At 73.8% G+C, this 14,733-nt stretch carries 14 protein-coding genes; 4 read left to right on the top strand and 10 right to left on the bottom strand.

Annotated features, from left to right (window positions below; translation table 11 throughout):
• Window positions 1-3 precede the first annotated feature (3 nt).
• The gene (locus A4R25_RS00960) at window positions 4-1,179 is read right to left on the bottom strand and encodes a PLP-dependent aspartate aminotransferase family protein (protein WP_064445273.1); all 1,176 of its coding nucleotides are present in this window, start codon (window positions 1,177-1,179) and stop codon (window positions 4-6) included.
• A gap of 83 nt (window positions 1,180-1,262) precedes the next feature.
• On the opposite strand from A4R25_RS00960, the gene A4R25_RS00955 reads away from it, so the two are divergent.
• Together A4R25_RS00955 and A4R25_RS00950 are read left to right on the top strand one after the other, a co-directional pair.
• On the top strand, window positions 1,263-1,742 hold the full coding sequence (locus tag A4R25_RS00955; protein WP_030503801.1) for an Lrp/AsnC family transcriptional regulator: 480 nt from the start codon (window positions 1,263-1,265) through the stop codon (window positions 1,740-1,742).
• 61 nt (window positions 1,743-1,803) lie between these two features.
• Window positions 1,804-2,799 carry an LLM class flavin-dependent oxidoreductase gene (locus A4R25_RS00950; protein ID WP_187694485.1) on the top strand — a complete coding sequence of 332 codons (996 nt, stop codon included), beginning with the start codon at window positions 1,804-1,806 and terminating at the stop codon, window positions 2,797-2,799.
• A 167-nt stretch (window positions 2,800-2,966) separates the two neighbouring features.
• On the opposite strand, the gene A4R25_RS00945 is transcribed toward A4R25_RS00950, so the two are convergent.
• From A4R25_RS00945 to A4R25_RS00920, 7 genes are all read right to left on the bottom strand, one after another.
• Window positions 2,967-5,282 (bottom strand): cellulose binding domain-containing protein, encoded by a 2,316-nt coding sequence (locus tag A4R25_RS00945; RefSeq protein WP_064445271.1) that lies wholly within the window; start codon window positions 5,280-5,282, stop codon window positions 2,967-2,969.
• A 133-nt stretch (window positions 5,283-5,415) separates the two neighbouring features.
• On the bottom strand, window positions 5,416-5,676 hold the full coding sequence (locus A4R25_RS30990; RefSeq protein WP_157538968.1) for a hypothetical protein: 261 nt from the start codon (window positions 5,674-5,676) through the stop codon (window positions 5,416-5,418).
• A 166-nt stretch (window positions 5,677-5,842) separates the two neighbouring features.
• On the bottom strand, window positions 5,843-6,988 hold the full coding sequence (locus A4R25_RS00940; protein ID WP_064445270.1) for a sulfite exporter TauE/SafE family protein: 1,146 nt from the start codon (window positions 6,986-6,988) through the stop codon (window positions 5,843-5,845).
• Between the two features lie 111 nt (window positions 6,989-7,099).
• Complete coding sequence (locus A4R25_RS00935) at window positions 7,100-7,567, bottom strand: Rrf2 family transcriptional regulator (protein ID WP_043329564.1); 468 nt, start codon at window positions 7,565-7,567, stop codon at window positions 7,100-7,102.
• Between the two features lie 70 nt (window positions 7,568-7,637).
• A complete protein-coding gene (locus A4R25_RS00930) occupies window positions 7,638-8,516 on the bottom strand; it encodes an acyl-CoA thioesterase II (RefSeq protein ID WP_043329561.1) in 879 nt (292 codons plus the stop codon).
• Window positions 8,513-9,961, bottom strand: coding sequence for a pyruvate kinase (pyk, locus tag A4R25_RS00925; RefSeq protein ID WP_043329559.1), 1,449 nt, complete (start codon window positions 9,959-9,961; stop codon window positions 8,513-8,515). The genes A4R25_RS00930 and pyk overlap by 4 nt, the downstream gene beginning before the upstream one ends.
• Before the next feature lie 406 nt (window positions 9,962-10,367).
• Complete coding sequence (locus A4R25_RS00920; protein WP_043329557.1) at window positions 10,368-10,733, bottom strand: YciI family protein; 366 nt, start codon at window positions 10,731-10,733, stop codon at window positions 10,368-10,370.
• 163 nt (window positions 10,734-10,896) lie between these two features.
• Here A4R25_RS00920 and A4R25_RS00915 point away from each other — a divergent pair, with 163 nt between their 5' ends.
• Together A4R25_RS00915 and A4R25_RS00910 are read left to right on the top strand one after the other, a co-directional pair.
• Window positions 10,897-11,763, top strand: coding sequence for an aldo/keto reductase (locus A4R25_RS00915; RefSeq protein ID WP_064445269.1), 867 nt, complete (start codon window positions 10,897-10,899; stop codon window positions 11,761-11,763).
• 79 nt (window positions 11,764-11,842) lie between these two features.
• The gene (locus A4R25_RS00910) at window positions 11,843-13,435 is read left to right on the top strand and encodes a GMC family oxidoreductase (RefSeq protein ID WP_064445268.1); all 1,593 of its coding nucleotides are present in this window, start codon (window positions 11,843-11,845) and stop codon (window positions 13,433-13,435) included.
• Window positions 13,436-13,476: 41 nt separating this feature from the next.
• On the opposite strand, the gene A4R25_RS00905 is transcribed toward A4R25_RS00910, so the two are convergent.
• On the bottom strand, window positions 13,477-14,280 hold the full coding sequence (locus A4R25_RS00905; protein ID WP_064445267.1) for an alpha/beta fold hydrolase: 804 nt from the start codon (window positions 14,278-14,280) through the stop codon (window positions 13,477-13,479).
• Window positions 14,281-14,450: 170 nt separating this feature from the next.
• Window positions 14,451-14,714 carry a DUF6244 family protein gene (locus A4R25_RS00900; protein WP_013287536.1) on the bottom strand — a complete coding sequence of 88 codons (264 nt, stop codon included), beginning with the start codon at window positions 14,712-14,714 and terminating at the stop codon, window positions 14,451-14,453.
• Window positions 14,715-14,733 lie beyond the last annotated feature (19 nt).

Raw genomic sequence — 14,733 nt, 5'->3', positions numbered from 1 at the left:
GCGTCAGATCCGCGCCAGCGCCCGCGCGAGGTCCGCCCGCAGGTCCTCCGGGTCCTCCAGGCCGACCGAGACGCGCAGCAGCCCGCCGCAGGGCTTCGCGTCACCCTCGACCGGCCGGTGGGTGAGCGAGGCCGGGTGCTGGATCAGCGTGTCGACGCCGCCGAGCGACACCGCGTGGGTGATCAGTTCGCAGGCGCCGGCGACCTCGGCCGCGGCGGGCGCGCCACCGCGTACCTCGAAGGCGAGCAGGCTGCCGGTGCCGGACATCTGCCGGCCGACCAGCCCGGCCGGGTCGTGCAGGGACGGGTGGTGGACGCGCTCGACGGCGGGGTGCCCGGCGAGCCAGGCGGCGAGCTTCTCGGCACCGGCCTGCTGGGCGCGGACGCGCAGCGGGAGGGTCTGGATGCCGCGGTGCAGCAGGTACGCGCCGAGCGGGTGCAGGACGGCGCCGGTGACGGCGCGGACCTGGCGCAGCCGGGCGGCCCACTCGGGGGCGCAGGCGATCACGCCGGCGAGGACGTCGCCGTGGCCGCCGATGCTCTTGGTGGCGCTGTGCAGCACGAGCGCGGCGCCGTGGCGGGCGGGCTGCTGGAGCACCGGGGTGGCGACGGTGTTGTCGACGAGCAGCGGGACGTCACCGGCGGCGTCGGCGAGTGCGGCGATGTCGACCAGGTCGAGGCTGGGGTTCGCCGGGGTCTCGACCACGACCAGGGCGGTGTCGGGGCGGATCGCGGCGGCAACGTCGGCGGGGGTGGCCCAGGTGACCTCGGTGCCGAGCAGGCCGGTGGCGAGGACGTGGTCGGTGCCGCCGTAGAGGGGGCGGACGGCGACGATGTGGCGGTTGCCGTCGCGGGTGGCGGCGAGCAGGGCGGCGGTGAGCGCGGCCATGCCGCTGGCGAAGGCGACGGCCTCGGCGGTGCCTTCGAGCTGGGCGAGCGCGGTCTCGAACCGGGCCACCGTGGGGTTCCAGAGGCGCTGGTAGACGGCGCTGCCGCCGGCCGGGAGGGTGCCACCGGTGGCGAGCGTCTCGTAGTCGTCACCGCCGCCGGCCACCGAGGGCAGCGGGTTGGTGGTGGACAGGTCGATCGGCGGGACGTGGACGCCGAGCCCGGCGAGGTCGGCGCGCCCGGCGTGTACGGCTGCGGTGTCCACGGAAGTCATGCCGGAAGCGTCGAACATGACGATGACTAGAGGCAATAGCGGCGAAGAAGATTCTGGAAATCACGCTTTCGCCCAGCGGCGATTCGGTGAAGGATGGTCACATGCCTGCCGCACCGAATGATGTACGGCCGTTCGCCGGCCTGGACGACGTCGACCGCGCGATCCTCACCGAACTGGCGGCCGACGGCCGGCTGCCGAACAACGCGCTGGCCGAGCGGGTCGGGGTGGCGCCGTCGACGTGCCTGACGCGTACCCGGGCGCTGCGCGAGTGCGGGGCGATCCGCGGGTTCCACGCCGAGGTGGACCCGGCGGCGGTGGGGCTGCCGTTGCAGGCGCTGGTGTCGGTGCGGTTGACGGCGCACGAGCGGGCCGCCGTGGACGCGTTCCGGGCCCGGTCGGTGCGGCTACCAGGGGTGGTGTCGGTGTTCCACGTGGCCGGCGCGGAGGACTACGTGCTGCACGTGCGGGCCGCCTCCGGTGACGCGCTGCGGGACTTCGTCCTCGATCACCTGGCTGTCGATCCGGCGGTGCAGCACACCCAGACCAGCCTGATCTTCGAGCAGGCCCGGGGTATGGGGTAGCGCACCCGGCGGAACAATTCCGGCACGTGACCTGTTGCACCACGCTGTGATCGACGTACCCATGTCTGTTCTTGATCTTGCCCCGGTGGCGGCGACCGGCAACGCCGGTGAGGCGCTGCGGTACACCACGGAGCTGGCCCGCCGCGCCGAGGAACTGGGCTACCGCCGGTTCTGGGTGGCCGAGCACCACAACATGCCCGCGATCGCGAGTTCCGCGCCGGCGGTGCTGCTCGCGCACCTGGCGGCGAACACCAGCACCATCCGGCTCGGCTCCGGCGGGGTGATGCTGCCTAACCACGCGCCGCTGGTGGTGGCCGAGCAGTTCGGCACCCTGGAGGCCCTGCACCCGGGCCGGATCGACCTGGGCATCGGCCGGGCGCCCGGCACCGACCAGGTGACCGCGCTGGCGCTGCGCCGCACCATGGAGGGCCTGTCCGCGGAGCACTTCCCGCGTGAGCTGGCCGACCTGATGAACTACTTCTCCGGCGCCGAGCCGGGCCCGATCACCGCGACGCCGGGCCGCGGCCAGTCGCCGCAGGTGTGGCTGCTCGGGTCGAGCGGGTTCAGCGCGCAGCTGGCCGGCCTGCTCGGGCTGCCGTTCTCGTTCGCGCACCACTTCAGCTCGCAGAACACGATCCCGGCGTTGCAGCTCTACCGGCAGAACTTCCGGCCGTCGCAGTGGCTGGACCGGCCGTACGCGATGGTGGCGGTCAACGCGGTCTGCGCGGAGACCGACGAGCGGGCCGAGTGGCTGGCCGGGCCGGCCGGGCTGTCGTTCCTGAAGCTGCGCTCGGGGCGCCCGGAGCCGCTGGTCACGCCGGAGGAGGCGGCGGCGTACCCGTACTCGGAGTTCGAGCGGGAGTTCGTCGCCCAGCGCCGCGACGGCCAGGCGACCGGCTCGCCGGAGACGGTGGCCCGGCAGCTCGGGGAGCTGCTGGAGCGCACCGGCGCGGACGAGCTGATGCTCACCACGATGGTGTACGACGTGGCGGACCGGGTCCGCTCGTTCGAGCTGATCGCCGAGAAGGTGGCGGGCGGGCTGCGCCGGGAGGGCTGAAACACGCTCTTCATAGCCACGTCACCGCAGCGTCGCGCGGGACGCATAACTTTGTCCCCGGTGGTGGTACGGCATTCCCGGTCGGGACGGGTCGGGAATGCTGCGGTGTGGTGCACCGGGTCGCCGGCGGAGCGGATTCCGCGGCCGGCGACCCGGTGCCTGTCGTTTCAGCGCAGGTAGATGTTCGGCGCGGCCGGGGTGCTCATGCCGTCGCCAAGGTAGAAGCCCGGGTGCGGCGGCTGGTTGTAGGCGGTGTTCTGCCAGGCCACCGCCACCCGGTACTGCGGGTCGTGCATCAGCGTCGGCAGCCGCAGGCCGGTGGTGACCGGCGTGCTGTAGATCCGGAGCGCGGTGCTGTCGGAGGTGCGCCAGACGACCTCCTCCCGCCAGTCGCCGAGCAGATCCGCCGAGAGCGCCGGGGTGGACTTGGTGCCGTTGTTCGAGGCGACGCCGCTGCCGGTGAGCAGCCGGGTCTCCCCGCCGGTGCCGTACTTGTCGATCTTCGTGGCGTCGAGCAGCTCCCGGACCGGGTCGCCGTCCCACCAGATCAGGAAGTTCGCCGACGACGGCTTGCGCCCGACGTTCTGGCCCCGGGTGTTGAGCAGCCCGTCGACGGCCGACGACCAGGACTCCGCGCCCGGGCTGCCGGCCCAGACGTCGCCGGAGACGCCGCGGCCGTTGTCGCCGTTCGGCGCGGTCTGCCAGATGATCTGCCCGGTACGCGCGTCGGCCATCCAGGAGCTGGGCTTGCTGCCGTCCTCGTCGACCTTGAACACCTCCAGGCCGGCGCGGGACGGGTCGAGGTCGCCGACGTGCAGCGCGTCGCCGTGGCCGTTGCCGGTGGAGTACAGCAGCCGGCCGTTGTCGTCGATGGTGGCGGCGCCGTACACGATCTCCTGACGGCCGTCGTTGTCGACGTCGGCCACGGAGAGCTGGTGGTTGCCCTGGCCGGCGGCGGCGCCGTTGCCGGAGGCGTTCGAGTCGAACGTCCAGCGCTTGCGCAGCGTGCCGTCGCGGAAGTCCCAGGCGGCGACGACGGCCCGGGTGTAGTAGCCACGCGCCATGATCAGCGAGGGGCGCTGCCCGTCCAGGTACGCGGTGCCGGCGAGGAACCTGTCGACCCGGTTGCCGTACGAGTCGCCCCAGGACGAGACGGTGCCGCGCGGCGGGTCGTAGTCGACTGTGGACAGGGCCGCGCCGGTGCGGCCGTCGAACATGGTCAGGTACTCCGGGCCGGCGAGCACGTAACCGCTGGAGTTGCGGTGGTCGGCCGAGCCGTTGCCGATCACCTGACCGGTGCCGGAGCGGGTGCCGTCGGCGGTCTTCATGGCCACCTCGGCGTCTCCGTCGCCGTCGTAGTCGTACACCTGGAACTGGGTGTAGTGGGCGCCGGCGCGGATGTTGCGGCCCAGGTCGACGCGCCACAGCCGGGTGCCGGTGAGCGTGTACGCGTCGACGTAGACGTTGCCGGTGTAGCCGGACTGCGAGTTGTCCTTGGCGTTCGACGGGTCCCACTTGAGCACGAACTCGTAGCGGCCGTCGCCGTCGAGGTCACCGACGCTCGCGTCGTTCGCCGAGTAGCTGTACCCCTCCCCGGCCGGGGTGGTGCCGCCGGGCGGCGGCTGGATCGGCACGTCCAGGTAGCCGTTGGCGAACTGGAGCGCCGGGGCCGACGCCGCCTGCTCGGCGCCGTTCACCACGGCCCGCACGGTGTACGCCGACCCGGCCGCCGCGCCGCTGTCCAGGTACGTGGTGGCGCCGGTGATCGGGCTGGCGTTGACCTTTGTGCCACCTCGGTAGAGGTTGAACGCCACACCGGTGGTCTCGGTGCCGAGCAGCCGCCAGGAGACGAGGTTGCCGCTGCCGGAGCGGACGCTGACCAGCCCTCGGTCGAGCTTCTCCATCTGCTTCGCCCCGGCCGGCGGGTCGGTGGGCGGGGGCGTGGTTGGTGGCGGTGTGCTGGGCGGAGGCGTGGTGGGTGGCGGTGTGCTGGGCGGAGGCGTGGTGGGTGGCGGCGTGGTGGGCGGCGGCGGCGTCGACGGCGGCGCGCTGGTGGACGGCGCGCCGGTGCAGGCGGTGCCGTTGAGCGTGAACGCGGCCGGCACCGGGTTCGACGCGTTGTTCCACGAGCCGTTGAAGCCGAAGTTCGCGGTGCCGCCGGTGCCGATGGCCGCGTTGTAGCCGGCGTCGCGGGCGCTCACCTGCGCGCCGGACTGGCTGACCGTCGCGTTCCACGCCTGGACGACCTGCTGGCCGGCGGCGAAGCTCCAGCCGAGGGTCCAGCCGTTGACCGGGTCGCCGAGGTTGGTCACTGTCACGTCGGCGCCGAATCCGCCGCTCCACTGGTTGGTGATCCGGTAGTCGACCCGGCAGCCGGCGGCCGCCGCCGCGGCGGTCATCGTGGTGAGCGCGCCGGCCGACAGGGTGAGCGCCGAGGCCGCGGCGAGCAGCGCGAGCCGGCGGCGTGGGGTGGTGAGGTGCACGGGGATGCCTTTCGCGGATGTCAGGCACGCGACGACGCCGGCCTGCCCGGACCGGCGGATACGTGCCCTGACGCGACGGGCGACGTCAACGCATCGACGTCGATGATTCGGCTCCGCGCTCCGTCAGCCTAGGTCACCGCCGGACACCCCCACAAGCGCGGCGGCGTGCGCGGGGCGGGCAGCGCGGCGGCGCGGCGCGGGCGGGGCGGCGCGGCAGCGCGGCGGCGCGGCGTGGGCGCGGCAGCGCGGCGGCGCGGGTGGGGCGGCGGCGCGGGCAGCGCGGCGGCGCGGGCGGCGCGGCGGCGCGGGCGGCGCGGCGCGGCGGGGCGGCGCGGGGCCGGGCGGGGCGGCGAAACGGCGCGATGGAGTGGCGGCGCAGGAGCGCGGCGGCCAACAGCCGACGCCGACGCCGACGAGAAGAGATGCCTGAAAGCCGATATACCTCAGAGTCATAATTATGACTCTGAGGTATATCGGTCAGCAGGACATGTCTCTACGGCGCGCGACACGCCGAGACAGAACACTCCTGGGCGATGGCGCGGCCCGGGAACGCGAGCGGCTCAGCCCTCGACGGCGGCGGCGAGCTTCCGCGACTCCGCGGCCTCGGCAGGCTCGGAGGTCTCGGCGGTGACCACCGGCTCCGGGACTTGCCCCGACTTCGCGGCCTCTGCCGACCCGACGGATTCCCCCGGCCGAGCGGGCTCCCCCGCCTCCGCGGGCGACGCGGAGACGGGCGCGGCCTCGACCGGCGGCGCGGAGGCCGGCGACGCGGAGGCCGGCGACGCGGAGGCCGGCGACGCGGAGGCCGGCGGCGTGGAGGCCAGCGCCGCTTCGACGGTGGCGCGGGCGCGGCGGGTGCGGCGCAGCGCCCGCACCGCCAGGACAATGGCGACCACCCAGGCGACACCGAGCAGCGCGTACACCACCACCGGCGCCGAGCCGCTCACGCCGCCGGCGCTGAGCAGCGTGCGGGCGTTGGTCAGCACGATCACGCCGCCGATCACGGCGCCGAGCAGCTGAGCGGGAACGATGCGGACCAGCCAGGCCGCGATCGGGGCGGCGATCAGGCCACCGATCAGGAGCGCGGCCACCGTGGGCAGCAGGAAGCCCTCGGTGCCCAGGCCGATCAGGAAGCCGACGCTCGCCGCGCCGGCCACGACGAACTCGGAGGTGTCGACCGAGCCGATGACCTTGCGGGGTTCCATCCGGCCGGAGACCAGCAGCGCCGGGGTGGCGACCGGGCCCCAGCCTCCGCCGCCGGTGGCGTCGACGAAGCCGGCGACCAGGCCGAGCGGGGCGAGGAAGCGGCTCCGCAGCCGGCCGGCGGCGCGGGTGGCCCGAAGCGGCCGGGAGAACCGCACCAGCAGGTACGCGCCGAGCGTGAACAGGATGGCCGCCATCCACGGCGCGGCGGCCTCGGTGGAGATGGAACTGAGGAACGTCGCCCCGGCGAACGCGCCGATCGCGCCGGGCAGCGCGATCCGGCCGACGACCCGCCAGTCGACGTTGCCGAAGCGCCAGTGCGAGACGCCCGCGGCGAGCGTGGTGCCGATCTCGGCCAGGTGCACCGAGGCCGACGCGGCGGCCGGCGCGACACCGGCGAACAGGAGCAGCGTCGAGGAGGTCAGCCCGTACGCCATGCCGAGCGAGCCGTCGACCAGTTGCGCGGCGAGCCCGACGAGGGCGAGGACCAGCAGCTTGCGCACGAGCGCCCCCTGACTTTTCGGTATCTCCTATCGACTTGGCCGACAATGCGGCACGAAGGTGGTCCCGGTCAAGTCCCCCATCCGGTTGGTAGGACGCGCCGGACGGCGCGGTCAGCTCCAGGCGCGCGGGTCGGCGGCCAGTTCGTTGACCCGGCCGGGCAGCTCACCGGAGGCCACGTCGGCGATCGTGACCAGCTCCAGGATCTCCCGCTCGCTGGCCCGCAACGCGATCCAGACGTCCTGCAACGCGCGGGCCGCGCCCTGATAGCCGAGCTGTTCCGGACGCTGGCCGCGCACGTGCGCGAGCGGCCCGTCGATGACGCGGATCACCTCGGCCAGGGAGATCTCACTCGCCGGCCGGGCCAGCCAGTAGCCGCCCTCGGGGCCACGCTGGGCGTGCACGATGCCGCCCCGGCGAAGCTGGAGCAGGATGCTCTCCAGGAACTTCGGCGGGATGTCCTGGGACCGGGCGATCTGCTCGGCGGTCACCGGGCGGCTCCGCTCGGCGGTCCCGTCCGCGACCGAGGCCAGCTCAGCGGCCGCGCGGAGGGCATAGTCGACCCGGGCGGAAAGACGCATACGGCCAGGTTAGTCCGCTCGGGTGCGGGCCGCCCCGCCGACCCGCGCCCGGACGATCATCACCCGCCGCTCAGCCGCCGACGCGGCGCAGCAGTCCCTCCTGCACGGCGCTGGCGATGTGCCGCCCGTCGGCGGTGAACATGCGGCCGGTGGCCAGGCCACGGCCGCCCGACGCGGACGGGCTCCAGCAGTCGTACAGGAACCACTCGTCGGCGCGGAACGACCTGTGGAACCACAGCGCGTGGTCGAGGCTCGCGCCGACCACGCCGCCCGGGCCCCACACCTCGCCGTGCACCGACAGCACCGAGTCCAGCAGCGTCAGATCGGAGGCGTACGTCAGCGCGCACGCGTGCAGCAGCGGATCGTCCGGCAGCTTGCCGTCCAGCCGCATCCACACCCGCTGGTGCGGTTCGGCCGGGCGGTCGCCGGGGCGTACCCAGCCGGGCTCGCCGACGTAGCGCACGTCGATCGGGCGCGGGATCATCCCCCAGATGCCGAGCCGCTCCGGGTAGCGGGAGAGCCGGTCGGTCATGGTCGGCACGTCGTCCGGGCCGGGCACGTCCGGCGGCACCGGGGCGTGGTGGTCCAGCCCCTCGTCCTGTCGCTGGAACGACGCCGACATGAAGAAGATCGGCTTGTCGTGCTGCAACGCCACCGAGCGGCGCACCGAGAAGGACCGGCCGTCGCGGACGTTCTCCACCTGGTACTCGATCGGCTCGGCCGGGTCACCGGGGCGCACGAAGTAGCCGTGCAGGGAATGCACGGCCCGCTCCGCGTCGACGGTGCGGCCGGCGGCGACCAGGGCCTGGCCGGCGACCTGCCCGCCGTAGACCCGCTGCGGGCCCACCGGCGGGCTCATCCCCCGGAAGGTCATCTCCCCGGTACGGTCCAGGTCGAGCACCTCCAGCAGCTGGTCGACCGCCGCCTGCCCGGTCGCCGCAGCACTCACTGGAGCGCTCGCGCCGAGGCCGCGTCCACGAGCGAACCCAGCTGGTGCACGCGCAGCGTGTTGGTGGAGCCGGGGGTGCCGGGCGGGCTGCCCGCCACGATCACCACGTAGTCGCCCGGGTTGGCCCGGTTGAGGCCCAGCAGCGCCTGGTCGACCTGGCGGAACATGTCGTCGGTGTGCTGGACGAACGGCATCAGGAACGTCTCCACGCCCCAGGAGAGCGCGAGCTGGTTGCGCACCTCCGGCACCGGCGTGAAGGCCAGCAGCGGCAGGTCGCAGTGCAGCCGGGCGAGCCGCTTGACGGTGTCGCCGGTCTGCGAGAACGCCACCATGGCCTTGGCGCCGATGGCCCGGGCGATGGAGGAGGCGGCCACGGTGAGCGCGCCGCCGTGCGTACGCGGGTCGTGCTGCAACCGGGGGACGGCGATCGAGCCGGCCTCGGTGGTGGTGACGATCTTGGCCATGGTGCTGACGGTGAGCACCGGGTACTTGCCGACGCTCGTCTCGCCGGAGAGCATCACCGCGTCCGCGCCGTCGAGCACCGCGTTGGCCACGTCGGAGGCCTCGGCGCGGGTCGGGCGGGAGTTCTCGATCATCGAGTCGAGCATCTGGGTGGCCACGATGACCGGCTTGGCGTTCTCCCGGCAGAGCTGCACGGCGCGCTTCTGCACGAGCGGCACCTGGTCCAGCGGCAGCTCGACGCCGAGGTCGCCGCGGGCGACCATGACGCCGTCGAAGGCCAGCACGATCGCCTCGAGGTGGTCGACCGCCTCCGGCTTCTCGACCTTGGCCAGGACCGGGCGGCGCACGCCCTCCTCATCCATGATCGAGTGGACGAGCTTGATGTCCTCGGGTGAGCGGACGAACGAGAGCGCGACCAGGTCGACACCGAGGCCGAGGGCGAAGCGCAGGTCCTCCGCGTCCTTGTCGGACAGGGCCGGGACGCTGACCGCCACGTTCGGCAGCGAGACGCCCTTGTTGTTGGAGACCGGGCCGCCCTCGGTGACCAGGCACCGGATGTCGTTGCCGGTGACGTCGCTGACCTCGACCGCGACGCGGCCGTCGTCGATCAGCAGCCGGTCGCCCGGCTTCACCTCCTGCGGCAGCTTGCGGTAGGTGCAGGAGACGCGCTCCTTCGAGCCGACGACGTCGTCACCGGTGATCACGACCGAGTCGCCGGTGCGCCACTCGTGCGGGCCGTCGGCGAACCGGCCCAGCCGGATCTTGGGCCCCTGGAGGTCGGCCAGCACCGCGACCGGCTTGCCGGACGCCTCGGCGGCCTCCCGGACCAGCCGGTAGACCGATTCGTGGTCGGCGTGACTGCCGTGGCTGAAGTTGAGCCTCGCCACGTTCATGCCCGCCTCGACGAGCCCTCGGATACGCTCCGGGGACGAGGTGGCGGGGCCGAGAGTACAGACGATCTTCGCGCGGCGTGTCACGCCCATCAGGCTAGTCTCTCCTCCGGATCGGCCTCCCGGCCGACCCCTTGCGGACAGCGGAACAGTTGTCCAACGACGCGCGTGTACCGCGCGGGCGGGCGGTTGGCGTACCGCACCGGAACGTCGTGTGTGGCGGGCATCGGCGACCGCGCGGCGGAAATGGTACCCCTCGCCGTCACGTGCCGGCCGGGTGCTCCCGTGGATGCCGTCCGCCCTCGCCGTGGCGCGGCCCCGCCGGACCGGCCGGGGGCAGGTTCGGGCAGCCGCCGGGCGGCCGGGCCGCGATGATCTCGGCGAGCAGGTGGTCGGCGCGCAGCCCGGACGCGGTCCGCTCCAGCGGGACCCGGCTCGCGGCGCCGTGGAAACTGGTGCAGCGCGATCGCCGAGAACGGCGACGAGACCGCGCCGGCCGTCAGCTCTCCGTCTTGACCAGCGGGAACTCCAGCGAGCCGGCCGGGCAGAGGAAGGTCAGCACCTCGACCCGGTAGAGCCCGGCCTGTACCGCCGGGTCGGCCTCCATGACGCTGCGCACGTCGTCCACCGAGCCGGTGCGGGCCAGGCCGAAGCCGATCGGCGGGTCCGGTTCCCGGGCCGGGCCGTCCACCGAGCCGTCGACGAGCACGATGCCGCGCCGTTGCAGCGCCCGCATGTGCTGCAGATGCTCGGCCTGCAGCCGTTGCACGGTCTCCTCCGGCAGGGCCCGGCCGGACGGCCCCGGGTAGAGCACGATGCACTCGTACGTGTCCAGCGCGAAGTCGAGCCGTGGCGTCGTGCCCATGCGCACCTCCTGCTGACCACCGTTGCGCCCAGCCTCGCACGGCGGTCCGGTGCGCCGGGGCCGCTCGCCGCAACTATCAGTGCTTCGCCGCCACGATTCGGGGAATGTCCAGGGGTCGGGGCGCGCGCCGCCCGCGACCGCGTACGAGCACAGGAGGACCGCGATGGCCACCAGCACCCAGCCCGCCAAGGCGTCCGGCAGCTACCGGATCGGTGGTGACCTGCGGGTCGACCGCCTCGGCTACGGGGCGATGCAGCTCACCGGCCCCGGCGTGTGGGGCGACCCGAAGGACCCGGCCGAGGCGGTACGGGTGCTGCGCCGCGCGTACGAGCTGGGCGTCACGTTCATCGACACCGCCGACTCGTACGGGCCGTTCGTCAGTGAGCTGCTGATCCGCGAGGCGCTGCACCCGTACGCCGACGACCTGGTCATCGCGACGAAGGCCGGGCTGACCCGCTCCGGCCCGGACGACTGGCGGCCGGTGGGCCGCCCGGAGTATCTGCGCCAGCAGTGCGAGCTGAGCCTGCGCCACCTGGGCCTGGACTGCATCCCGCTCTACCAGCTGCACCGCATCGACGCGAAGGTGCCGCTGGCCGACCAGCTCGGCGAGCTGGCGCTGCTGCGGCAGGAGGGCAAGATCCGGCACATCGGGCTGTCGCAGGTCAGCGTCGAGCAGATCGAGGCGGCCCGGGAGATCGTCCCGATCGTGTCCGTGCAGAACCTCTACAACCTGGCCGACCGCGGCGCCGAGGACGTGCTGGCGCACTGCGAGCGGCACGACCTGGCGTTCATCCCGTGGTTCCCGATCGCCACCGGCAACCTCGCCCGCCCCGGCGGCCCGCTGGACGCGATCTCGACCGCGCACGGCGCCACTCCGGCGCAGCTCGCGCTGGCCTGGCTGCTGCGCCGCTCGCCGGTGATGCTGCCGATCCCCGGTACGTCGTCGGTGGCGCACCTGGAGGAGAACGTGGCGGCGGCCGAGGTGGAACTGACCGACGAGGAGTTCGAGGCGCTGGCCAAGGCGGCCTGAGTCGGCCGCCGTCCAGCCCTTTCGCGGAACGTGATCGAGCAACTACCGTCAGAAGGATTCTCACGAGTGGGGGTCCGCTGTGGAGGAGTTCGACTATGTCATCGTGGGGGCCGGCGCGGCGGGGTGCGTGCTGGCCAACCGGCTAACCGAGGATCCGGGGACGCGGGTGCTGCTGCTGGAGGCGGGCGGCTGGGACCGCAGCCCGTACGTGCGGGTGCCAAAGGCGTTCTCCCGGCTGATGGACGACGAGCGCACCGCCTGGCACTACCCGGCCACCACCGGGCCGGGCCGCCAGGAGATCTGGCAGCGCGGCCGGATGATCGGCGGCTCGACGTCGGTGAACGGCATGATCTGGAGCCGCGGCGCGGCCCGCGACTGGGACGCCCTCGACCCGCTGGGCTGGGGCTGGTCGGCCATGCGGCAGGTGTTCACGCGGCTGGAGGACCACCCGCTGGGCCCCGCGCCGCACCGGGGCGCGGGCGGGCCGGTGCGGCTGTCCATCGCCACCGGCACCGACCCGCTCGCCGAGGAGATGGTGGCCACCGGCGCCGAGCTGGGCTGGCGCCGGGCCGACGACCTGGACGCCGACGACGACGAGCGGATCGGCTACCCCACCGCCACCATCCACGGCGGACGGCGGGTCAGCGCCGCGAACGCGTTCCTGCACCCGGTGCGGCGCCGGCCCAACCTGACCGTCGAGGTCGGCGCCGTCGTGCTGCGGGTGCTGGTCGAGGGCGGCCGGGCGGTCGGCGTACGGGTGGCGCACGGCGGCCGGGAGGTCGAGCGCCGGGCGGCCGGGGAGGTGATCCTCGCCGCGGGCGCCCTGGCCACCCCGCACCTGTTGCAGGTCTCCGGCATCGGGCCGGCGGACACGCTGCGCGCCGCGGGCGTGCCGGTGCTGCTCGACCGGCCCCGGGTCGGCGCGGGGCTGCGCGAGCACCGGTCGATGGTGCTGCAGTACCGCCTCGCCGAGCCCGGCGGCCACAACATGACCATCGGCAGCCCGCTCGGGCAGGCCCGGGCCACGCTGCGCTGGCTGCTCACCGGGGGCGGCCCGCTCGCCCTGCCGGTGCTGGACGTGGCGGCCCACGTCAAGTCCCGGCCGGAGCTGGACCGCCCGGACGCGCACCTGCTGATGGCGCCGTTCTCGGCCGCCCCGCCCCGGCCCGGCAAGGCCCTCGAACTGGAACGGGAACCGGGACTGATGTGCCTGGGCACCGTCACCCGGCCGGACAGCGAGGGCAGTCTGACGATCACCGACGCGGACCCGCGTACGCCGCCGGCTGTCGTGGCGAACTACCTCACCACCGACCACGACCGGCGGGTGGCGGCGGACCTGTTCCGCCGGATGCGGGAGTTCTTCGCCACCGGGCCGATCGCGAAGCGGATCCGGGCCGAGACGGTGCCCGGCCCGGCGGTCCGCACCGACGCCGAGATCGTCGAGGCGGCGGTGGCGCGCGGCTACTGCGGTTACCACGCCATCGGCACCTGCGCGATGGGCGACGGCGACGACCACGTGGTCGACCCGCAGCTGCGGGTACGCGGCGTGGACGGGCTGCGGGTGGTCGACGCGTCGGTGCTGCCGGTGATGGTGGCGGGCTGGACCAGCGCCCCGGTGAGCGCGCTGGCCTGGCGGGCCGCGGACGTCATCCGCGGGCGGGACGGGAGCTGACAGCGCCCGGGCCCGCGCGACGGCGGGCCCGGGCACCGGTGTCAGACCGCGAAACAGTTCGGCCGGACCGGGGCGCCGGCGAGCACCTGGCGCACCACCGTGTACGTGGTGCCGTCCAGCACCAGCCCGAGGTGGCCGACGACCCGCAGCGGGCACCACGCCTGCACCAGGACGTTCGTGGCGCCGTCGGCGAGCAGCGCGTTGTCGACCGGCCGGACCAGCTCGTCCTGCCAGGTCCGCACGGTGGCCCAGCGAACCGGCCCGGGCGTGTCGTCACCGGCGTTGAGGTCGGCCAGGAAGCTCGACCCGATCGACATCTGCTGACAGGCGATCACCCCGGCGCAGCTGCCCAGCCCGAGGAACGCGACCAGGTTGGCGACGTACGTGCCGTACTGCGGGCTGCCGAGGCTGACGTACTGGTCGACGGTGGCGGCGCCGCCGAGGTACTTGACGTACCAGCGGCTGACCAGGCCGCCCTCGGAGTGGCCGACCAGGTCGACCCGGGCCGCTCCGGTGGCGGCACGGACCTGGTCCACGTAGGTCGAAAGCGCACGGGCGGACTCGCGGATGTCGCCGAGACCGAGGTTCGGCAACTGGAAGATCGAGACCCGGTAGCCGTCGGCGCGCAGCCGGGCGGCGATCGGCTCGTACGCGATGGAGATTCCACTGAGGCCGCCGACCACGATCACCGGGTCGGCGGCCGCGGCGGCGGCCCGTTGCGCGGCGGTGGTGACGGTGGCCGTGTTCGACGGGGCGGCGGGTTCGGCGGCGGCCGCCTGGGCGGCGGCCGGGACGAGCAGGACGGTGGCGGCGGTGGTGGCGGCCAGGATCGTTCGGAGCAGCATGGGCTGCACCTCCGAGGGGGAGGCACCCGGTCGGACCGGGAGGGGACGGGTGGGATCCGATCGATCGTGGACACGATGATGCGTGTCCGATTTCACACACGTCAATGAAAAGTTACGCGGCGGTAACCACTTGTCGCGCCCACCGCGCAAACCGGCAAGCCGGGCCGGGCTCAGTTGCCCAGCGCCTGGACCTTCGCGATGGTCTCCTGGACGTGCTGCCGGGCCGGCTCCCCGCCCTGCGCGGCCTGCGCCAGCGCCTGCCGGTAGGAGTCGATGACGCCGATCAGCGGCCCGGCCGTGGCCCCCTCCAGCGCGCCCGCCACCAGCGCCCGCGCCTCCGCCGCGTCCTGTGCCGCGGCAGCCGTGCGCGCCTTGGCCTCGTCCAGCTTCTGCGCCGCCGCCGCCAGCCTCGCGATGATCTCCGCCGCGCTCACAACCCCTCCCCCACCTCAC

It is taken from the genome of Micromonospora sp. NBRC 110037 (assembly GCF_001652995.1).
GTDB lineage: Bacteria > Actinomycetota > Actinomycetes > Mycobacteriales > Micromonosporaceae > Micromonospora > Micromonospora chalcea.
This window is presented reverse-complemented; position numbering and strand designations above follow the sequence as displayed.

Bases quoted from the DNA above. Each gene is read 5' to 3' on its own strand.
- A4R25_RS00950 (WP_187694485.1), top strand. From the start codon at position 1,804: ATGTCTGTTCTTGATCTTGCCCCGGTGGCGGCGACCGGCAACGCCGGT.
- A4R25_RS00960 (WP_064445273.1), bottom strand. From the start codon at position 1,179: ATGTTCGACGCTTCCGGCATGACTTCCGTGGACACCGCAGCCGTACAC.
- A4R25_RS00935 (WP_043329564.1), bottom strand. From the start codon at position 7,567: ATGCGTCTTTCCGCCCGGGTCGACTATGCCCTCCGCGCGGCCGCTGAG.
- A4R25_RS00905 (WP_064445267.1), bottom strand. From the start codon at position 14,280: ATGCTGCTCCGAACGATCCTGGCCGCCACCACCGCCGCCACCGTCCTG.
- A4R25_RS00915 (WP_064445269.1), top strand. From the start codon at position 10,897: ATGGCCACCAGCACCCAGCCCGCCAAGGCGTCCGGCAGCTACCGGATC.
- A4R25_RS00920 (WP_043329557.1), bottom strand. From the start codon at position 10,733: ATGGGCACGACGCCACGGCTCGACTTCGCGCTGGACACGTACGAGTGC.
- A4R25_RS00955 (WP_030503801.1), top strand. From the start codon at position 1,263: ATGCCTGCCGCACCGAATGATGTACGGCCGTTCGCCGGCCTGGACGAC.
- pyk (WP_043329559.1), bottom strand. From the start codon at position 9,961: ATGGGCGTGACACGCCGCGCGAAGATCGTCTGTACTCTCGGCCCCGCC.